This window comes from Sorangiineae bacterium MSr12523, from assembly GCA_037157775.1.
Taxonomy (GTDB): Bacteria; Myxococcota_A; Polyangia; order Polyangiales; family Polyangiaceae; genus Pendulispora; species Pendulispora brunnea.
This window is the reverse complement of record CP089982.1, coordinates 11,207,131-11,226,172: the sequence shown is the minus strand read 5'-3', so window position 1 is coordinate 11,226,172 and position 19,042 is coordinate 11,207,131. Positions and strand designations below refer to the sequence as shown.

Here is a 19,042-nt window from a genome sequence, read left to right as displayed (position 1 = left end):
ACGGAACTGCCGGCGTATAGCATGGCTCGTCACGTACGATGGCCAATGCAACCGGTTCGAATCCCACGCACGCACAGATCGCTGAAATCGTAAGCGAAAACCGGGTCGTTCTCTTCATGAAGGGGAACCGCCATTTTCCGCAGTGCGGATTTTCTGCGCAGGTGGTCAACATCCTCGACGAGTTTTTGCCGAGCTACAAGACGGTAAATGTGTTGAGTGATCCAGCCCTGCGTGAGGGAATCAAATCCTTCTCCAGCTGGCCGACGATTCCGCAGCTTTACGTGGACGGTAAGTTCGTCGGCGGCTGCGACATCGTGCGGGAAATGCGGGCCTCCGGTGAGCTTGCGTCGCTGCTTCAAAGTATTCAAGGCCTGGCCGGTTCTCCGTCCACTGGTGGGACCTCCGCTGGACCCGGGCCTGCGGGGCCGAAGGTCACGTTGTCCCCGGCCGCCGTCGGCGCGTTCAAGCAAGCCTTGGGCGGCTCGGACGATCATCCGCGCTTGCACATCCCGTCGAACTTCGAGCACGAGTTGTTCATCGACGAAAAGCAGGCGGACGACGTTCTCGTGGAGGTCGACGGGCTGGTGCTCCTGATGGATCAGGCCACCGCGCGACGCGCGAACGGCGTGCACATCGACTTCGTCTCCGGTGCGGGCGGTGAGGGCGGCTTCAAGATCGAGAACCCCAACGCTCCGCCGCGCGTGCAGCCCCTCTCCGTAAAGGCCTTCAAGGAGATGATCGACCGCGGCGACAAGTTCGAGCTGTTCGACGTGCGCACCCCCGAGGAGCGCGCCATCGCTTCCTTGAAGATGGCTCGCCACCTGGATGACGACGGCGTCGATTACCTGCAGGGCCTCCCCAAGGACGCGACCATCGTCTTCCATTGCCACCACGGCATGCGCAGCCGCGCCGCCGCCGAGCGCTTTCTCTCCACCGGCTTCACGCGCGTCTTCAACTTGGAAGGCGGCATCGACGCCTGGTCGCGCGACATCGATCCCAGCGTTCCGCGCTATTAAGGGACAGCCATGAGCGACCACCCGACGAACTTCAAAGGCGACATCATTGCCGCCATCACGTCCGCCATCGAATCCAAGATTGCCGGCAGCAAGGCGGAGGTCACCGGCGGCGGCGGCCACTACACCATCGCGGTGACGTCCGCCGCATTTGCGGGCCTCGGCCGCGTCGACGCACAGCGTCTCGTTTACTCGGCCATTGCGCACCTCATGGCCGGCGATGGCGCGCCCGTGCACGCGGTCGATACGCTGCGCACCATCGTTCCGTAGACGTCATTTTGCAGGGCGGCGTAGGCCTGCGTCAGGACGAATGCGTCCGCGCGCGCGGACGCGGGCGTCCGCTCGGCACGCGTCTATCGGTACTTCACACTGCAGCCGTACGCCTTGGTGTTCTTGGTCGAGACGGTACGTCCCGCGGTCAAATCACCAAGCGCAGCCTGCACGTAATTCACGAGTTTCCCACCGGTGGGCGACTCGCCCTCGCCATCGGGCGAGTTGTCGATCGCACCCTGGTACGCGAGCACCCCTTGCGGGTCGATCACGAACATGTGTGGCGTGTTGGTTGCTCCGTAGCGCTTGCCCGTCTCACCGCTCTCGTCCAGCAAGATGGGGTACTGCATCGCGTACCTCTTCTTGCCCTCCGCATTGGCCGGCACGCCGTTGCCCTGCTTGCCGGGCGCATTCGAGTTGATGGCCAACCACACGACGCCCTTCGAAATCTGTTCGGCAGGGAACGTCTTCAGCGAGGCCTTCGTGTGCGCATTGCGCACGAACGGGCACTCCGGATTGAACCACTCGAGCACCACCGTTTTTCCGCGGTAGTCATGCAAGCTCACCGACTTGCCATCGAGATCCCGCAATGTGAAATCCGGAGCGGGTTTTCCGACTTCCGCTTGCTGCGGCGCGGCTGCCGCGACATTCGCGGCATTCGTCGACGTGGCCGTCTGCTGCTCTGCAGAAGGAGGAGACGAGGCCGCCGTCGTACCACCGGCAGGTTCGGCTGAAGGCGCGCTTTTCCCGCACGCCGCGAGCGTGCCGACGCCAACGAGGACTGCAACACACGCAAACGACTTCGAGAAATACACGTAGGCCATGGGCCACTTATTGCCGCATCACGCGCGCAAGGGCCAGCGCATGCTTCACCGCAAATAGGGTGAGCCCGGTATGCTCCGCGATCTCCTGCGGGGTCGGCGCACGATTCAGTCGTGCCCGGAGCACACGTATCCCGTCGAGAACGTGCCGCAATCGTTCGACACCGCTCCCTCCGTCATCGATTTCTACCTTACGGCCCGCATCCTCGAGCGCGCATATGAGCTCGTCGATCTCGTCCGTCGTCACCGCCAAGGCGCCGAGCGCTTCACCGACCGCGTCCAGCGATACATGATCGCTGTGTCGCGCCAGAAGCTCATCAACCACACGCTGGAGGACCGGCCGCAGGTTTCGCCCCTTTTTGAATTAGGGCCCTATATCTTCACAGTATCAACCGTGCCCAATCAGTCCGTGCACGGAAGGTTGGCGTAAAGGTCATCGTCCGAAGCGAATTCCTCCGCCGAATAGTTCTCACGCTCCCTAGGTGGCGGTTCTTGGGGGATGCGCGATTCCTCAGCCTTTTGGGGCGAGGGCGTGTGAATGACTTTCTCCGCGAGGTTCATGGTGACGTTCCTAACGCAAACCATGTACCTCGTCCAATTTGGAAGTGCATGAGACGGCACTTCTTCGTTCGCGCATTTCTTCAGTGTTTCTCCGTGTCTTCTAGCGTGTGTTGACGCGCACAGACGCGCATGCTCCTACGCGCATCACCCACTGTTGGGTGTGTAGTTACGTCGCCACGTCGCAAAGACTGGACACCTGAACATACTGGCAGTAGAACCACCCTTACCTTCTCCAACCAAGCGAGCCGAGCCATGAGCATCAACGACAAACAGGACGACAAAAACCGGGGCAAGGCCATCGAGCTCGCGGTTGCAAGTATCGAGAAAGAATACGGAAAAGGGTCCATCATGCGGCTCAAGGAGGGGCAGACCCTCCAGCCGGAGCTTCCCGTCATTCCGAGCGGCAGCATCGGGCTCGATCTCGCGTTGGGCATCGGCGGCTATCCCCGCGGACGCATCATGGAAGTGTATGGGCCCGAGTCGAGCGGCAAAACGACGCTCACTCTTCACGCAATTGCGAATGTGCAAAAGCAAGGTGGTGTTGCGGCATTCGTCGATGCAGAGCACGCGCTCGATCCCACATACGCGCGCCGCCTCGGCGTGAAGACCGATGAATTGTTGGTCTCGCAGCCCGACTTCGGCGAGCAGGCCCTCGAGATTGCCGACATGCTCGTGCGCTCGGGCGCGGTGGATCTCGTGGTCGTCGACTCGGTGGCCGCCCTCGTTCCCAAGGCGGAAATCGAAGGCGACATGGGCGATAGCCACGTGGGTACGCAAGCGCGATTGATGTCGCAAGCCCTGCGCAAACTCACGGCCACGGTATCGAAGTCCAATTGCCTTCTCATCTTCATCAATCAAATTCGTATGAAGATTGGAGTCATGTTCGGTTCGCCCGAAACGACGACCGGCGGCAACGCACTCAAGTTCTATTCATCCATCCGTCTCGATATTCGCCGCATCGGCGCCATCAAAGAAGCGGCCGCCTCGAGCGACCGCAAAGACCCCATGGTGGTCGGCAATCGCACGCGCGTGAAGGTCGTGAAGAACAAAATGGCACCTCCCTTCCGGGAAGTGGAATTCGATATTCTTTACGGACAGGGTATCTCGCGCGCGGGCGACATCGTCGATCTCGCCACGGATCAGGGCCTGGTCGAAAAGAGCGGCGCCTGGTTCTCCTTCCAAGGGGAGCGCATCGGTCAAGGCCGCGAGAACGCCAAGTCGTACCTCGAATCGCACCCCGAGCTGATGGACAAGCTCGAACACATGATCCTGCAGAAGCACGGCGTGAAACGCATCGGCGTCACCGAACCTGCGGCCCCCGCCACCTCGTCAGGTAAAGATGGCGGCAAGGAAGCCAAGGAGTCGAAGGACGCAAAAGACGCGAAGGATGCGAAGCGTCCTGCCAACGGGGCGGGCAGCAAGGTTCATTGACGAAGGGCTACGTCGGCGGCCTCTCTAGAACGCCGAACAGGCTGCTCCCGTCGTCTTTCCGCCGACCTCCGTCGCATCGCTTCGTGGCTCCTCCTCAAATTGGCAACAGCAGTTATCTCGTCGGAGCGCCTCGCGCTGCTCGGACCTCGGCGAAAATACTCGGTCCACAACCTGTTCGGCGTTCTAGAAGAGGTAGGTGATATAAGCGCCGAAGGATGAAGCTCTACGTCATGAGGCATGGGCCCGCGGAGGACTTTGCGCCGAGCGGCCGCGACGATGATCGGGTGTTGAGCGTCAGTGGACGGGAGCGCGTGCGGCAGGTGGCGCGGGCGCTCGCCACCCATGGCGAGGCACCCAAGGTGATTCTCACGAGCCCGCTGGTGCGCGCCGTCCAGACGGCGGAGATCGTCCATGCCGAGTGCCAGATCGGAGTGCCCATCGAGACGCGCCGGGAGCTCGCCATGGGGGCCCGTGCCCTGGACTTGGTGCGCGAGGTGTCGGCGGCGCGGCGAAAGCGCGTCATGGTCGTGGGGCACCAGCCGGATCTTTCCGGTCTCATTGCCGAGCTCACGGGCCTGCACATCAACGTGGAGAAGGCGATGGTCGTTTCCATCACCGTCAAAAGCGAGGTGCCCCCGCGCCTGCGGTTCGTCCTCGATCCGAAGGCGCTTCAATTCCTCAAACGATAGACACGACCAAGGCGGGGTATACTGAAGGACGTGCACGCCAAAGTTCGCATCGCGGCGAGTGACGTTGCCTTCGATGCACCGGAGGGGAGCAGCCTTCTCCAGGTGCTCCAGTCGAATGGTTATCCCATCGCCACGTCGTGTGGCGGGGTCGCATCGTGTGGACTCTGCCGCCTCACGGTGGTCCGCGGGGGGGACTCCCTCTCGCCCCTTCGTCCGCAAGAGCTCGTGCACCTTGGGAACGTCGCCAAGGTCGTCGGGTTGCGCCTCGCCTGTCAGTCGAAGGTGACCGGGCCCGGCCCCATCGTCGTCCAGGTGCCCGAGGTGGAGATCGTCGAGGAGCGAAAGCGCCGCAAAGCCGAACGCCTGCGCGCCGAGGACCATGGTCTCGGGCTTCCGCCGTCGTCCCGCCGCACGCGGGAGTCCCCATCCCACCCATCGCCAACCTCGACCTCGTCGGGCTCGAACGAGCGCCGCGGCGAGCGCGTCGAATGGCGACCCCGCGTGTTGGACAAGCGAAACGGTGGGTGACCCCCCGCGGCGTACGAAGTCGCGATGGTCAGGCGATCGGCCAGGTGGCTGGCGCGCCGGGGGCCCTGGGTCAAGGGAAAACGGCTTACCTTCTTCTACTTACATACAACTACCACAAACCGGGCTCTCTGGGGGCAAAAGGCCTCGCATCTATGTATTGAGAATTGCTCATAGATTTCCGGTTCCTTGACAACCCCGGACCCATTTCCTAGTTCGCCCGGTAGGACATCCATGGGCGCCCGGACCGTACTGACGCTGCAGCCAACCGCGTGGGGCATGACCCGCGATCACGCGGCTGCGGGTGCACGTGGCAAGACCCTCGCCCGCCCGATGGGGGCTGTGGCCATCCGGGTGCCCGAGCGCGTGAGCGCCAACATCGCCGAGCTCTTTCCGACGGCCTCGCCGCACCTGTTCGTTCACGAGGGTGCGCGGCAGGCGCTCGAGCGCCGGCTGATGAAGGTCTACCCGGGTCCGGTCAGTCTTTCGATCACCGACAACCGGCACGCCATCGTGTCGCACCACTGGGAGCGCGGGATGCTTCGCGCCCGGGTGCACCACATGTTCCTCGACGCGCCGCCCAGCATCGTGAACGCGCTCGTTCGGTACGTGACGCATAGCGATCGCGACTCGAGCCTTCGCATCGGGCACTACATCGAGGAGAACGGTGGCCGCCTGGCGCGTCCGCGGCATCAAAAGCTGGTCACCGCTGGCGAGCATCACGATTTGCTCGCTCTTTTCAACGACTTGAACGCGCGGTACTTCAACAACTCGGTCAATGCGCTCATCACGTGGGGCAAGGCCGGTCGCCGCCCCGCCAAGAGCCGCTCGCGGCACACCATCAAGCTGGGAAGCTACAGCTCGACCGAGCGTCTCATTCGCATCCACCCGGCGCTCGACAAGGCCTGGGTGCCTCGCTACTTCGTGGCGTACATCGTCTACCACGAGATGCTTCACCACGTGATTCCCGCGAAGACGACCGAGCGGCAGCGCAAAGGCGGCGAGGGCCGCCGGCAGCTTCATCCGCCGGAGTTCCGCGAGCGTGAGACGCACTTCCGCCATTTCGAGCGCGCCCTTCGCTGGGAAAAGGCGCACATTGGCCGCTTGCTCCGCTCGTAGCGCTCTCTGATTCGCCGATCCTCTCCTTCTGATAAGAGGAGGGAATGCGAATTCCCGGGATGCTCTGGCCGGCTTGGCTCGTTGCCGCCTCGCTCATGATCGCGTGCGGAGGCTCCAACAAGTCCAACCAGGAAGGCGAGACGCCGGCCTCCAAGGCCCCGACGCCGAATGCGACCGATACCACCGCGGCGAGTTCGCCCGCCACCTCCTCTTCTCCATCTTCATCGTCTCCGATGACGCAACCCACGCACGCGAGTGCGGTCCCCTCGAAAGAGGAGAACGCGGGCAACCCGTCGGTGCCCGCCGGTGGAGGTGCGAAGACGCAGCGGCCCTTCGCCAACACCGCGCAGGAAGCGACGGAGTTCATCGACGAAGCCTTGGAGACCCGTCACGTGGAAGTGGAAAAGTGCGTCGCGGCGGCCCGCGAACGGCGCAAGAGCCCGCACGCGGAGATCATCGTCGAGCTCGGGATCGATCAGGAGGGGACCCTCATCGGCGTCAAAGGTCCCAAAGGGCAGGTGCACGACAAAGTGCTCTTCGATTGCATCCGCGACGCGCTGCTCGGCGCGCCGTTTCCCCGAAGCAAAGCCGGCGTCATCACCTTGAAGAAGACGTTCTCGGACCAAGTCATCTACCGTCGATGACCGCGCCGCGTCGTACCCGTTGGATCCGGCTCGCCGCCCTGGCGGTGGCCTCGCTCGTGAGCGCTTGCGGCAGTTCGAAGCCAAAGCTTTCCGCACAAGGCGTCACCCACAGCACCGCGCCGGCGAACAAGGGCGGGGCGGACTCGATGCGCGGCAAGCCCGAGCTCGAGTCGTACCTCGTGGCCACGGTGCCCGAGCGCACCTTGGGCCCCTACCTTGCGCGCCGAGACGGCACGGCCATGGTGGGCTACATCGCGTCGGAAGGCGCCGCGCGCAAGGTCGTGGCCGCCCCCATCGCCGCGTCGAACGGAAAACCGTCGGCGAATGCGCGGGTGGTCGCCACGGCCAACGGCGACGTCGACATGTTGGTCTTGCGGCCCACCGGTGGAGCCAGGCCGGGGTACGTGGCGCTCTGGACCTCGCTCACGGATCGGGGCAAGGCCATCCAGCTCGTCGGGGTCGCCGACGACGGCAACGCCCGCGGCCAGGTGATCGAGGTCACCCGCACGACCGACAACGTCGTTTGGGTCGAGGTCGTTCCAACGGCGCGCGGGGCCATCTGCGTATGGGCCGAGGAAACGCGCGACTCGTCGGCGAACATCTTCGGCGTGCCGCTCGATTCCGATGGCCGTCCGCGCGGCGTGCCCACGCCACTCGCCAAAGGCGTGATCGGCTGGCAAGCGGTCGCCACCACCATGGGGGCCGGGCTCGCACTCGTTTCGCGCGAGGCTGGGCAGAAGCCGAGCCTCCTCTGGACGAAGCTCGACGGTGATGCGCGCGCGGTGGGGGCCCCCGAGGTCATCGCCGCGCGTTCGTTCGTCGGCAGCGACGTCGATGTGGTGCCCGTGGGCGATGCCTGGGTCTTCGCCTGGACGGACCGCTCGGGCTTCGACCCGCAGATCATGACGGTGTCCCTCGACGAACGCGCCTCGTCGAAGGAGAAGGTGCGCACGCCGATGCCGGCCGTGACGGCCATCGGCGGGGCCAAGCTCGTGGGGCTCGTGTCCCTTGGCGATGCGGCTGCCCTCGCGTGGGACGAGTCGGGTCGCACCGGCCGCTCCGGGCGGCTTCATGTGGCGAAGATGGACGCGGCCGGCAAGCTCGCACAAGACGCCGCCGTCACGTTGGAGCTCGAGGGCAACGCCGTGCCGGTTCTCGCGCCGGCGGGCCGTGGCGTGGGGCTGCTCGTGAACGCGCGTGCATGTCCGCTCAAGTCGAGCGCGGACGCATGCGCCGCCGTGTCGCCGGGGCCCACGTTCCTCCGGCTCGACGAGAAGTTCGCCCCCGTTCAGGTCGAAACGATGCGCCTTCGCGAACAGCGCGACGCTGCGCTCGCGTGGGGACTCGATTGCGGCGGGAAAGAAGCGCGCGAATGCCTCGCGCTCGCGGCCGTTCCCTTGCAGGATGGCGCGCCGGGGGTCAGCCAAGTGCATGCTGCGCACGTGGCCGCGCGCACGTCGCTCTACAAAGCGCCGCTCGTGCCGCCGCTTCCGCCCGACGCACCGCGCCCCGTGTCGTTGACCACGGTGGCCGCCCGCGAAGCCTTCACCGATCTCGCCGCGGCCCGCGCGGGCGATGGCACCTTGCTCGCGCTCGTATCGTCGCCACCGGCGATGGACAAACGCGACGGTGGGCGCAAGCCCGCAGGGTCGAAGCAGCCACCGGCACCGCCGACCACGATCGCCACGGGCGACACGATCCGCTTGTATGACCTCGACGCCAAAGGGGCGACGCGCGACAAGCCTGCGCTTCTCACCAACCGCGCCTTGAGCGTCGGCGGCGTAGCCATCGCCTCCGATGGAAACGATGGCGCCGCGGTGGCGTGGGTTGCGCGCGACGGTGGCGATCCGCAAGTGCACCTCGCGCGTGTCGATCGCCACGGGAAGAAGTTGCGTGAGCAGCAGGTGACGAACGACCGCGGCGACGCGAGCGACGTCGCCGTGGGCTGGGTCAAAAATGGATGGATCGTCGCGTGGGTCGACGGCAAGGACGGCAACGGGGAAGTCTACGCCGCACGCGTCTCGCCCGAGCTTCGGGTCTCGCCACCCGAACGGGTGACCCGCGCCCCCGGCGACGCGAGCGATCTCTCGATGCTGGTGCAGGGCGATCGCGTGTGGCTCGCCTTTTCCGATCCGCGCGACAGCCCGCACGATGGATTCGCCGACGTGTACGTCGCCACCTTGCGCGCGAGCGATGCAAAGCGCACGAGCGAGGTGCGCGTCCTGGCCACGGCGGCCCATTCGCGGTCGCCCGTACTGGCCCCGGCCGGCGATGGCGTGGCCGTTGGCTGGATCGAGGAGGCGCCCATGGGAACGGAACCGAACAACTCGGCCGCCTATGGCGCAATGGTGGCGTGGCTCGACGCAAGCGGGCAGCCCGTTCGCGAACCTGTTCGCACCGCCGGCATGGGCCCGGGCTTCCCGACGGCCATCGCGTTCCAGAATGTGCAGGCGCAAGGACCGCTTCGCGCCATCCTCGCGCGAAGCACGCGTGACGAGCTTTCGCTCGATGCCGTGGAGCTTCCGCCGAATCCCGCCACGTCCGCCGCGCCGGTGCGCGTCTTTCCGCTCATCGCACTGAGCGGCCCCCCCTCGCTGGACATCTCGCTCGCTTTTCTTGAGGGAGCTCTTTTTTACAGCGATGGTCTACCCGAGGAAGAGCGCGTCCGACGACTAACGATCGGATGGAAATAAAATGAGGAAACGACTTCGAGCCGGCGACCGATGTGCACGTAGGTGGAATGGAAGTATCGTCAAGAGAGGACGCCATGGGCATCGATCGCATCGGTAAAGGGGGGCCCACGCTGCCGACGAACACGACGGCGGAGGTGGGAAAATCAGGTCAGTCCTTCGAGGCCACGCTCGCTGAGAAGGCTGGAAAGTCCGAAAAAGCTGGCTCCGTGGGCGCGGTGGAAGGGACCGCGGCCTCACCGTTGGAAAAGCTCCGCGCAGGTCAGATCGACCTGAACGGATATCTGGATCTCAAGTTGGACCAGGCCACGGCGCATTTGCAGGGGCTCGCCCCCGCGCACCTCGACGCCATCAAGAAGGCGCTGCGCGAGCAACTGGCGACCGATCCCACGCTGGTGGATCTGGTGAAGGGAGCTGCGGGCCAAGCGCCCACCTTGCCTGAGGGCTAATGATCTCACGGCGCAGCGCCTTGCTCTCGGTCTTGGCAACTTCGCTGGCGGGGGCGGGGGCGGCGTGCCGTCGGGATGCAGCATCCCGTCAAAGTGCAAAGGGTGCTGAGGAGAAGCCCGTTGTCGAGGCCGCGCCTCCCGCCATTTCCGCGGCGGAAACGGACGCGTCGGTCGATGCACTGGCCGAGGCACCGCGCGGAGCGGTCACGCTTCTCGAATGGACATTGCCGAGCCCCATCGAACGGGCCGTGGTGGTCGTTCCCCGCGCACGAGCGCCGGAGCAACGATTTCCGGTGGTCATCGCCCTTCATGGGCGGGGCGAAGCGCTGAAAGGACCCGCGCTCGGCGCCATGGGCTGGCCGCGGGATTATGCGCTCGAACGCGCATTCGGGCGGCTGTCGGCGCCGCCCCTGGTGGAAGACGATTTCGAAGGGCTCGTCGTCCCGGCCCATTTGGCCGAGTTGAACCGCGCCTTGGCGGAGCACCCTTTTGGGCGCCTCATCATTGCCTGTCCGTATGTGCCGGACCTCAATCTGTCCAGCGCGGAGGACGTGGACGCGTACGCTCGCGCGCTGACCACGGAGCTTCTGCCGCGGGTGCGCGCGGAGACGCCCGCCCTCACCTCGCCGGAGGCCACCGGCATCGACGGCGTGTCGCTGGGCGGCATCGTGGCGCTTCGTGCAGGGCTGGGGCAGCCGGCGGTGTTCGGGGCGGTGGGTGCGTTGCAGCCCGCCATCCACAACACCGGCGTGGCCGCCGCCGAGCTGGCGGAGCTGGCGAAAAGTGCGCGGGCCCGGCGCCCGGACCTAAAATTGCGCCTGACCACGAGCGAACGGGACAGTTTTCGCCGGGCCGTCACCCGTACGAGCGAAACGTGGCGTGCGGCCGGTATCGGCCATGACTTCGCGGTGCTGCCCGGGCCGCACGATTACGTCTTCAACCGCGGGCCGGGCGCGATCGAGTTGCTCTTCTGGCACGATCAGGTGCTCGCGAGATGACGTTGCGCGTCGAAACATGAGTAATATCGCCGAGCCATGTCGTCGCCCTGGCTCACGTCGCTCGAAGCGCTCACCCGCAAACGCGGTGGCGACGATGCGCGTGCCATCGGCGGCAAAGCCTCCCGCCTCGTCTGGCTCGCCAAGCACGGCTTCCCCGTGCCCGATGCGTGGATCCTCGGCCAACAGGCCTTTCAGTCCACCTTGCGCGAGCTTTCGCCCGGATGCGATCCGCGCTCGCTTTTGCGTGCAGCCGGCGGGCGAAGCGGCTCCACCCGCGCGGCCGAGGCGCGCCAGGAGCTGCTGAACGCGCCGCTCCCCAAGGGGCTCGAAGAGGAACTCGCCGAGCTCTGGGAAACCATCGGCCCGACGGCGCCGTGGGGGCTTGCCGTGCGCTCGAGTGCGACGTGCGAAGACGGGGCCCTCGTCTCGATGGCCGGCCTCGCCGAGACGCGGCTCGCGGTTCACGGGAAAGAAGCGCTCGCGGATGCGGTGCGCGAGGTCTGGGCGTCCATCGCCTCGGGCCGCGCCCTCGCGTACCTTGCGGCGCACGGCGTGCGCGACGTGTCCATGGGCGTCGTCCTGCAGCGCATGGTGCAGGCCGAGGCCGCGGGCGTGATGTTCACGCGCTCGCCCGAGCCGCCCACCAGCGGATGGCTCTCGCGCGATCAGCGCATCGTCAATGCGGCCGTCGGGTTGGGCTCGCCGGTGGTCGATGGCGTGAGCACGCCCGATATGCTTCGCATCGACACGCACGGACGCCTCATGGAGGCGGTCATCGCGCGCAAACCGCGCGCCCTCGTCGTGGTCGATGGCGGCATGAAGGAGGTGAGCGTCGCCGAGCCGGACAAACCGGCGCTCGGCCCCACGCGCATCGAGGAGCTTGCGGACATCGCCTCGCGGCTCGAGCGGCTCGACGCAGGACCGTGGGACGTCGAGTTTGCGTGCGACGCCGAGCGCACCTGGCTCGTGCAAGCGCGGCCCATCACCGGTCAAGGCTTTCCCGAGGGCGGCAACGCCTTCACCGTGTGGAGCAGCGTGAACGTGGGCGAAGCCCTGCCGGGTGTGGCCACGCCGCTCACGTGGTCCGTTGCGGGCGACTTCAGCGAGGCGGGCTTTCGCCGCGCCTTCGCTGCCCTTGGCTGCAGCGTGCCGCGCAGCGCGCGCCTCGTCGGCAACGTGTACGGGCGCTTCTATCTGAACCTGACGCAGTTCATGCGCATCGCCGCGCAAGTGCCGTGGCTCGACCCGCGCACCTTGGTGGAGCTCGCGGGCGGCTCGGCGGGCGAAGAGGTGGCGCATCAAGTCGCCGACGTCTCGCGGCGCGGCTTCTACGCGCGCTTTCCCATGACGGCCTCGCGCCTTTTGCGCGAGCAACTGCGCCTCGATGCCGACGTGAACGCCTTCGAGGAGGCCGCCACGAAGGCCGAAAAAGCCCACAACGCGCTGGATTTGGCCATCTTGCCCGACGAAGGGCTCGCGCGAACCATCCGCGACGTGCAGGCGCTGCTCGAGCGCACGGGCACCGTGATGCTCACCTGCGCCTCGAGCGCGCTCGGCACGCACCTCGCGCTGAAGGCGAGCTTGGCGCAGATTGGCCAGAGCCAAAAGACGAAGGGCAACTTTGGTCCCCTGGTCGCCGAGCGCCTCGCGCAAGCGCTGACGGCGGGCATTCGCGATCTCGAGAGCGCGCGCCCGGCCATCGGGATCATGCGCGTGGCCGAGCTGGCGCGGCGCGAACCGGCGGCGTTCGCGGCGATCGACTCCGAGTCCACGGTGGGGCTCGACGCCATCCCGGAAGGGCCCACCCGCCGTGCGCTCGCGAATTTTCTCGAGTTGTACGGCGATCGCGCGGTGCGCGAGGCGGAGCTCTCGACGCCGCGCTGGCGCGAGGACGTGCGCCAGGTGCTGACGATGCTGCGCGTGGCCATCCGCGGCCAAGTGCGCGAGGTCGAGTCGTCGCTGGCGCGTGCGCGCGCCCACGCCGATGCGGAGATGCTCAAGTTGATGCCGCGCCTCGGTGTGCTCGAGCAAACCTTGGTACGGCACCTGGTGGCGCGGGCCCAAAAGGCGGCGCGGCTGCGCGAGCGGATGCGCACGTGGGTCACGCGTGTGCTGGGCATGCTGCGCGAAGTCTTCCTCGATGCCGATCGCCGGCTTTTGCGCCTGGCCCCCGAGCTCGCACAAGATCACGCCGCACTCGTGACGTCGGGCTCTCCGATCGCGGGCATCCACAGCGTGTTCTTTCTCACGGTGGACGAAATCGTTCGTGCCCTGGAAATGTCGCGCCGCGATTTGGCGCCGCTGGTGCGGGCGCGCCGGGCGGAGTTCGCGCGGGATCAGGGACGGCCCGATCCGCCCTCGACGTTCATCGGTGCGCCGCCGCCGGTGGTGCTGCCGCCGTCGGGCGGCGATCTGCTTCGCGGCGTGCCCGCGAGCGCCGGCGTCGTCGAAGGGCGCGCCCGCGTGATTCTCGGCGCGGATCGCATGGGTGAGCTCGAGCCGGGCGAAGTGCTCATCGTGCACACGACGGACGTGGGCTGGACGCCCCTCTTCCTCATGGCCGCGGGCGTGGTGACGGAGCTAGGCGGACCGCTCTCGCATGCGGCCGTGGTGGCGCGCGAATTCGGTGTGCCGAGCGTGGTGAGCGTGGCCTTCGCGACGCGGATCATCCGCACGGGAGATCGCGTGCGTGTGGACGGCGACCGGGGCGTGGTGGAGCGTTTGCGGGAGTCAGTATGAAGGCGAATACCGGCGGAGCGTGGCGTGTCCTCGTGTCGTTCGGCGTCATCATTGCCGTTCTGGCGCTGGCGATTTTCGTGGCAAAGCTGATCCAGGCGAACACGGACAAGCCGGCGGCCGCCGAGGCCGCGGCCGATGTCGTGCCGGCGGCGCCGGATGCGGGCGCGGAGCCGGAAGCCGGCGCGGCCGACGCCGAGGATGCCGGCACCGACGCTGCGCGCGCCGAGAGCCTGTGCGAGACGATTGCCAAGGAAATCGAGGCCACGGCCTCGCGCAAGCTGGGCTCCGAGATGGGCGATGCCTCCGGCTGGCTCTTGCCGGATCTCTTCCGCGACGCCCACTGCGTGGCCGCGCACACCCACAGCGGCACGGGCATCTGGGCCATGGTTCCCACGGGCGTGCGCACCAAGGACGCCTCGACCGAGGTCGAAGTGCTGTGGGACGTGGTGCACGTATCCGGCAAGGGCGAGCGTGTGACCTTGCCGCAGGCGCCGTTCGTCTCGAGCGTGGATCGCTCGCTCGACCTGGAGCAGCCGACCGCATTCGACTACGACCACGACGGCGAGGACGAAGTGATCCTCACCGGCGCAAGCTGGGGGCGCGATGGCGTCTCGCAGCCCTACGCGCGCCTCTGGACCTTCAAGGGCAAGAAGATCGAGCCGTACGCCGCCGCTCCCGAGTTCGGGGCGGTGGAGGACATCGACGACGATGGCCGGCCCGATCTGCTGACCAACGGTGTCTACACGGCCGAGTCCCCGGAGATAACTGACGGAGGCTCGCCGCTTGCGGCGACCGACTTTCCACGCAGCGGCTGCGGTGTCTCCGAGCGCCGTTTGGCGGGGCCGCTGTTGGCCTTGCACTCGCGCCCGGACGGCACGTTCTCGTCCTCCGACGAGGTGGCCGCGGTCTACGCGAAAAAGGCGTGCCCTGCCCGACCGAAGTCGCTTCTCGTGAAGGAGGCACCCGCGGATGCATCGGCCCTGGCCGCGTCGTCACTGGACAACCTCGTGTGTGCGCGGCTCTGGGGCGTGAGCGAAGCCGATGTGACGGCGATGCTGGCCAAGGAGTGCCGCGGCCTGCGTCCCGCGGACGCCGGCACCGCAGACGGCGGAAAGGCCGCCGCGGACGCCGGAAAAGCGGCTGCCCCGTGCTCGGGGGAAATCCTCTGCGACGACGGCGCGCGGTTCCGCCCCTGGCTGCACGCCAAGCCCCCCGTGTCGCTGCGCTGAGGTAAGCCATGCGGTGGATCGTGCGCGAAGGGGATCCCAAAACGGTGGACGCCATCGTGCGCGCCGCCGGCGGTGATGCCCGCGCCATCGCCGACGGTCGCGTCTTCGTGGGGCGCCGTCGCGCCACCCGCGGCGAGGAGCCCGTTCGCGTGGGCGACGAAGTGCGCATCGCTGCCCCGCGTGCTGCGCGCACCACGAGCAAGGGCGACGACGTGCGCCTGCTCCATCGCACGCGCGATTGGCTCGCGTTGGAAAAGCCCGCGGGCATTCCCACGATTCCCGATCACGGTGGCGCCGAGGGCTCGCTCCTCGCGCACGCCGCGCGTCTCGCGAAGATGGACCCCTCGGCGGTGCACCCGACGTCGCGCCTCGATCGCGAGGTGGGCGGCGTGGTCGTCTTTGCGCTGACCGCGCGAGCCCGCGACCAGGCCAAGCGCGCACGGGACGAGGGGCGGTACGAGCGGCGCTATGTCGCCATCGCTGCGCAGGCGCCCGATCCCGAGGAGGGCACGTGGACCTTTCCCATCGGGCGCGCGGCGGATCCGCGGCACCGCGCCGTGAATGGCAAAGACGCTACGCACGCCGAGACCGTTTATCGAACCGTGGCGCGCGCCGGAGCCTTCGCGCTGCTCGCCATTGCACCGCGCACCGGGCGCACCCATCAGATCCGCGTCCACGCGAGCCATGCCGGTGCCGCATTGCTTGGCGACCGCGTCTATGGGACCGGTTCGCGGCTAAGGTTGCCGTCCGGCCAGGTGCACGAAGTGTCGCAGGTTGCGCTATTTGCGGCGTGGGTTCGCCTCGACGGCGTACTCGACGTGCGCGTGGGCCCGAGCCCGGGGGAAAGAAAGCTCCGCGACCTGTGGACGACGCTTGGCGGCGACGCCGGTGCATGGGATATCGCTGTGTCGTGCGTTCTTGGTCGACCGTCGTCTTGAGCTTGGCATTCGCCGGCATCCTCGTGATGTGTGCGGTGTTTTTCGGCGCCATCGCCGAGGCCGGCGGCATCGGGGTCGACGCCTCTCCAGGTCGCCTCTCCCTCTCCAAGCGCGCCCCGGATGCATCGACACCCGTCGACCCGAAGAAGGTGCGCATCGCCCCGGATCCGCCGCCGCTTTCCGAGCGCCGCCAGTGGATTTTCGACCTGCGCTACGACCACGGCGACGTGTACCTGCTGGGCATGCACCAGGTGGAGCTTCCCGCGCCACAGGCCACCCCCCGGGCGATGGGCCGCTTTGCCCTGGAGCTCTACGAGGGTCCAACCGTCATCGAGCGGGCCCGGTTCGACTTCCCGATGCTCGTGGCCGCCGGAATCGACGCCGGGGATGCCGGTAAGGACCGAAATCGCGTCGATTTCGACGCCAAGCTGGTCAGCCGCATCGGTGTCATGTTCCCCTCCACCGCCCGCGGCACGCGGCTCGAGCTCTGGGATAGGGGGACGGATCAGCGCTGGTCCCTACCGTGGCCCCCCACGGACACCAGAAAGGATGCGAGCGCTCCGTAGGTATGCGATTCTGACGCCGTGAATTCGCCGGAACAAGGCTCACAGGGACTCGTCGGTCAGACCATCGCGGGACGCTACAACGTCATTCGCGTCCTCGGCGAAGGCGGCATGGGGGTCGTCTACGTGGGCGAGCAGAAGCTCGGCGCGACGACCCGCAAGGTCGCCATCAAGACGCTGCATCCGCATCTGTCGCACGATCCGAAGATTTTGGCCCGGTTCGAGCGCGAGTGCGGCACCATCGCCGAGCTTCAGCACCCGAATACGATTCAGGTCTACGACTTCGGCAAGACCGACGACGGCACGCTCTACATCGTGATGGAGTACGTCGAGGGCAAGAGCGTGGCCGAGGTCCTCGAAAAAGAAGGACCCATGGCGCCCACCCGCGTGGAGAAGATCCTCTCGCAGGTCGTCGGCTCCCTCGAGGAAGCGCATACGCACGACATCGTGCACCGCGACCTGAAGCCAGAAAACGTGGTCCTTTGCGATCGCGCCGGCCAGAAGGATTGGGTCGAGGTGCTCGACTTCGGCATCGCCAAGCGGCAGAAGGAAGAGGACAGCGAAGAGCGCAAGCTCACGCAGGCCGGCATGGTGCTGGGCACTCCGCCGTATATGAGCCCCGAGCAGTTCACGGGGCGGCCCATCGATGCGCGCAGCGACATTTATTCGCTGGGCATCATGGCCTACGAGATGCTCACGGGGCGTCTGCCCTTCAACGGCAACACGGCCTACGAATGGGCCACCGCGCACATGGTGCAGGCGCCCGCGCCCATCGAGACGCAGCCCATGGGCCAGCGCGTTCCGCAGGCGATGCGCGATGCCGTTCAGCGCGCGCTCGCGAAAGATCCCGGGCAGCGCTTCTCCACGGTGCGCGAGTTCTACAATGCCTTCACCGGGCAGCCGCAAGCGCCTGCCGGCTTTGCCTACGCGCAGACCGCAGCCCTCGGGGCTCAACAGGCGCCTGCCGCGGGTTACGAGCAGGGGCGTCCAGCGGGTGGATACGGCGGTACGGCACCGGGGGTGTCGGCGGGCTATGTGACGGGGCCTACGCCGGGGTACAGCACGGGCGACGTTCCGCAGCAGCGCCGCGGCACCGAGATTGGCGCGCAAGTGGACGCGCCGGGGTATGGGCCGCCGCCGGGCGGTGCGCCGCAGTACGGTCCGCCGCCGAATCAGGGCTACGGTCCGCCGCCGGCGCAACCGGTGGTGCCGGCGTACCATCCGTCGTCGGAGACCGCTTCCGGGGGTGGGGCGCGCAAAGGGCTCATCATCGGTGGCTTGGTCGCGGCCCTCGCGGTGTGCGGCGTCGCCGTGGCTGCGGGTATGGGAGCCTTCAGCGGCGGCAGCAAGGGGGCCGATAGCACCGAGCCTCTCTTTCCGTCGGCGAGCACCGCGGCGACCACACCGCCGCCGCAGCCCAGCGAGACCCCATCGGCCACGCCGACGACCACGACGCCGCCGAGCACGGGGGCGGGTCTTCCTCCGCTCCGGCAGGAGAGGCCCGAGCCTCCGAGGGAAAGACCGCCGACCACCAGTACGAGGAAGGACGCCTCGGCGCCCACTGCGCAGCCGCCTCCCCAGCAGCCGCAGCAGCCCTTGCCTCCGCCGCCCCCCTACCAGCCGCCTGTCCAGCCGCCGGCGACGCAACCACCGCCGCCGCCCCAGCAGCCGGGAAGACCGGGAGAGCCCGCGGAATGCGCAGCGGCACGAACTTGGTGCGCGCGCGCCGCGACGGATCCGAGGGCGGTTCCGTTCTGCAACAGCAAGACGGCCGCGTGCCGAGCCCAGGGAGGTACTCTGTGACGGGTATTCGCTTTCGAGATGCCGTTCTTTCCGGCGCGGTGCTCCTCACGGGACTTGCCGCCCTCGCAGGCTGCAAGAAGCAGGTCGACTTCAATTCCGTCGACGCCGGCGCTGCGCCGGTGACCGCGGAGCCGACCACGAACGCCGCCGCCCAGCCCTCCGCGACCGCGGAAGCTCCGAAGGATGATTCGTCGGGCGCCGGGGATCCCGTAGCACCGCTCGCGCCGCTCACCGGGGGCAGCGAGCCGACGAAAAAGCCCGCCTCCGGAGGAAGTGGCGGAAGCGCGAAACCGAAGCCCACCGCGTCGGCCTCGGGCGGAAAAACGCCGACGACACCGACGGGAACGGCCACGGGAGGCCAGCCCCCCGCCGGCAACCAGCCACCCGAGTGCGCGCAGGCCGCGCGGTTTTGCAACCACCCGGCCTACAACACCGACTCGGCGATCAAGGCCATGTGCGAGGCCAAGAAGGCCGAGTGCACCCGCAAGGGCGGGCACATCTAGAGCGTTTTTCCATAGGGTTGGTGGTGGCCAATAGGAGTCGCCACGTCATGGAGCGCC

Annotated in this window: 18 protein-coding genes and 1 pseudogene; 17 read left to right on the top strand and 2 right to left on the bottom strand. The window is 67.2% G+C overall.

From position 1 onward, the window contains the following. Positions 1-38: 38 nt before the first annotated feature. From grxD to LZC95_44350, 3 genes and pseudogenes are all read left to right on the top strand, one after another. Positions 39-353, top strand: a pseudogene (grxD, locus tag LZC95_44360) (Grx4 family monothiol glutaredoxin). A 381-nt stretch (positions 354-734) separates the two neighbouring features. Continuing rightward, the gene (locus LZC95_44355; protein ID WXB00271.1) at positions 735-1,016 is read left to right on the top strand and encodes a rhodanese-like domain-containing protein; all 282 of its coding nucleotides are present in this window, start codon (positions 735-737) and stop codon (positions 1,014-1,016) included. A 9-nt stretch (positions 1,017-1,025) separates the two neighbouring features. Then, positions 1,026-1,283 (top strand): BolA/IbaG family iron-sulfur metabolism protein, encoded by a 258-nt coding sequence (locus LZC95_44350; protein ID WXA93474.1) that lies wholly within the window; start codon positions 1,026-1,028, stop codon positions 1,281-1,283. 83 nt (positions 1,284-1,366) lie between these two features. Here the strand turns inward: LZC95_44350 and LZC95_44345 are convergent, their stop codons facing one another. Together LZC95_44345 and LZC95_44340 are read right to left on the bottom strand one after the other, a co-directional pair. After that, a complete protein-coding gene (locus LZC95_44345; protein ID WXA93473.1) occupies positions 1,367-2,107 on the bottom strand; it encodes a thioredoxin family protein in 741 nt (246 codons plus the stop codon). Between the two features lie 7 nt (positions 2,108-2,114). Next, entirely contained in the window at positions 2,115-2,429 is a 315-nt protein-coding gene (locus tag LZC95_44340) for a hypothetical protein (GenBank protein WXA93472.1), read from the bottom strand. 488 nt (positions 2,430-2,917) lie between these two features. On the opposite strand from LZC95_44340, the gene recA reads away from it, so the two are divergent. The 14 genes from recA (at position 2,918) to LZC95_44270 (ending at position 18,985) form a co-directional block, all read left to right on the top strand. Further along, the gene (gene recA / locus LZC95_44335) at positions 2,918-4,096 is read left to right on the top strand and encodes a recombinase RecA (protein WXB00270.1); all 1,179 of its coding nucleotides are present in this window, start codon (positions 2,918-2,920) and stop codon (positions 4,094-4,096) included. 215 nt (positions 4,097-4,311) lie between these two features. Further along, the gene (gene sixA, locus LZC95_44330) at positions 4,312-4,785 is read left to right on the top strand and encodes a phosphohistidine phosphatase SixA (GenBank protein ID WXA93471.1); all 474 of its coding nucleotides are present in this window, start codon (positions 4,312-4,314) and stop codon (positions 4,783-4,785) included. Between the two features lie 30 nt (positions 4,786-4,815). Then, positions 4,816-5,313, top strand: coding sequence for a (2Fe-2S)-binding protein (locus tag LZC95_44325; GenBank protein WXA93470.1), 498 nt, complete (start codon positions 4,816-4,818; stop codon positions 5,311-5,313). A 231-nt stretch (positions 5,314-5,544) separates the two neighbouring features. Then, positions 5,545-6,429, top strand: a complete 885-nt coding sequence (locus LZC95_44320) for a hypothetical protein (protein ID WXA93469.1) — start codon at positions 5,545-5,547, stop codon at positions 6,427-6,429. Between the two features lie 44 nt (positions 6,430-6,473). Beyond that, positions 6,474-7,073 carry a hypothetical protein gene (locus LZC95_44315; protein ID WXA93468.1) on the top strand — a complete coding sequence of 200 codons (600 nt, stop codon included), beginning with the start codon at positions 6,474-6,476 and terminating at the stop codon, positions 7,071-7,073. Next, positions 7,070-9,766, top strand: a complete 2,697-nt coding sequence (locus LZC95_44310; GenBank protein WXA93467.1) for a hypothetical protein — start codon at positions 7,070-7,072, stop codon at positions 9,764-9,766. Before LZC95_44315 ends, LZC95_44310 begins: the two co-directional genes overlap by 4 nt. Before the next feature lie 74 nt (positions 9,767-9,840). After that, complete coding sequence (locus LZC95_44305; GenBank protein WXA93466.1) at positions 9,841-10,212, top strand: hypothetical protein; 372 nt, start codon at positions 9,841-9,843, stop codon at positions 10,210-10,212. Continuing rightward, positions 10,212-11,210, top strand: coding sequence for an esterase (locus LZC95_44300; GenBank protein ID WXA93465.1), 999 nt, complete (start codon positions 10,212-10,214; stop codon positions 11,208-11,210). The genes LZC95_44305 and LZC95_44300 overlap by 1 nt, the downstream gene beginning before the upstream one ends. Positions 11,211-11,246: 36 nt before the next feature. Continuing rightward, complete coding sequence (locus LZC95_44295; protein WXA93464.1) at positions 11,247-13,949, top strand: phosphoenolpyruvate synthase; 2,703 nt, start codon at positions 11,247-11,249, stop codon at positions 13,947-13,949. Then, positions 13,946-15,178, top strand: coding sequence for a hypothetical protein (locus LZC95_44290; protein WXA93463.1), 1,233 nt, complete (start codon positions 13,946-13,948; stop codon positions 15,176-15,178). Before LZC95_44295 ends, LZC95_44290 begins: the two co-directional genes overlap by 4 nt. Positions 15,179-15,186: 8 nt before the next feature. Next, positions 15,187-16,116, top strand: coding sequence for an RluA family pseudouridine synthase (locus LZC95_44285; GenBank protein ID WXA93462.1), 930 nt, complete (start codon positions 15,187-15,189; stop codon positions 16,114-16,116). Further along, on the top strand, positions 16,089-16,682 hold the full coding sequence (locus LZC95_44280; protein WXA93461.1) for a hypothetical protein: 594 nt from the start codon (positions 16,089-16,091) through the stop codon (positions 16,680-16,682). Before LZC95_44285 ends, LZC95_44280 begins: the two co-directional genes overlap by 28 nt. Before the next feature lie 18 nt (positions 16,683-16,700). Beyond that, positions 16,701-18,482, top strand: a complete 1,782-nt coding sequence (locus LZC95_44275; protein ID WXA93460.1) for a serine/threonine protein kinase — start codon at positions 16,701-16,703, stop codon at positions 18,480-18,482. Next, entirely contained in the window at positions 18,479-18,985 is a 507-nt protein-coding gene (locus LZC95_44270; GenBank protein ID WXA93459.1) for a hypothetical protein, read from the top strand. Before LZC95_44275 ends, LZC95_44270 begins: the two co-directional genes overlap by 4 nt. The last annotated feature ends 57 nt before the right edge of the window (positions 18,986-19,042 follow it).

Coding starts and splice junctions, on each gene's coding strand:
- LZC95_44355 (WXB00271.1), top strand. CDS start 735: ATGATCGACCGCGGCGACAAGTTCGAGCTGTTCGACGTGCGCACCCCC.
- LZC95_44350 (WXA93474.1), top strand. CDS start 1,026: ATGAGCGACCACCCGACGAACTTCAAAGGCGACATCATTGCCGCCATC.
- LZC95_44345 (WXA93473.1), bottom strand. CDS start 2,107: ATGGCCTACGTGTATTTCTCGAAGTCGTTTGCGTGTGTTGCAGTCCTC.
- recA (WXB00270.1), top strand. CDS start 2,918: ATGAGCATCAACGACAAACAGGACGACAAAAACCGGGGCAAGGCCATC.
- sixA (WXA93471.1), top strand. CDS start 4,312: ATGAAGCTCTACGTCATGAGGCATGGGCCCGCGGAGGACTTTGCGCCG.
- LZC95_44320 (WXA93469.1), top strand. CDS start 5,545: ATGGGCGCCCGGACCGTACTGACGCTGCAGCCAACCGCGTGGGGCATG.
- LZC95_44315 (WXA93468.1), top strand. CDS start 6,474: ATGCGAATTCCCGGGATGCTCTGGCCGGCTTGGCTCGTTGCCGCCTCG.
- LZC95_44310 (WXA93467.1), top strand. CDS start 7,070: ATGACCGCGCCGCGTCGTACCCGTTGGATCCGGCTCGCCGCCCTGGCG.
- LZC95_44305 (WXA93466.1), top strand. CDS start 9,841: ATGGGCATCGATCGCATCGGTAAAGGGGGGCCCACGCTGCCGACGAAC.
- LZC95_44300 (WXA93465.1), top strand. CDS start 10,212: ATGATCTCACGGCGCAGCGCCTTGCTCTCGGTCTTGGCAACTTCGCTG.
- LZC95_44295 (WXA93464.1), top strand. CDS start 11,247: ATGTCGTCGCCCTGGCTCACGTCGCTCGAAGCGCTCACCCGCAAACGC.
- LZC95_44290 (WXA93463.1), top strand. CDS start 13,946: ATGAAGGCGAATACCGGCGGAGCGTGGCGTGTCCTCGTGTCGTTCGGC.
- LZC95_44285 (WXA93462.1), top strand. CDS start 15,187: ATGCGGTGGATCGTGCGCGAAGGGGATCCCAAAACGGTGGACGCCATC.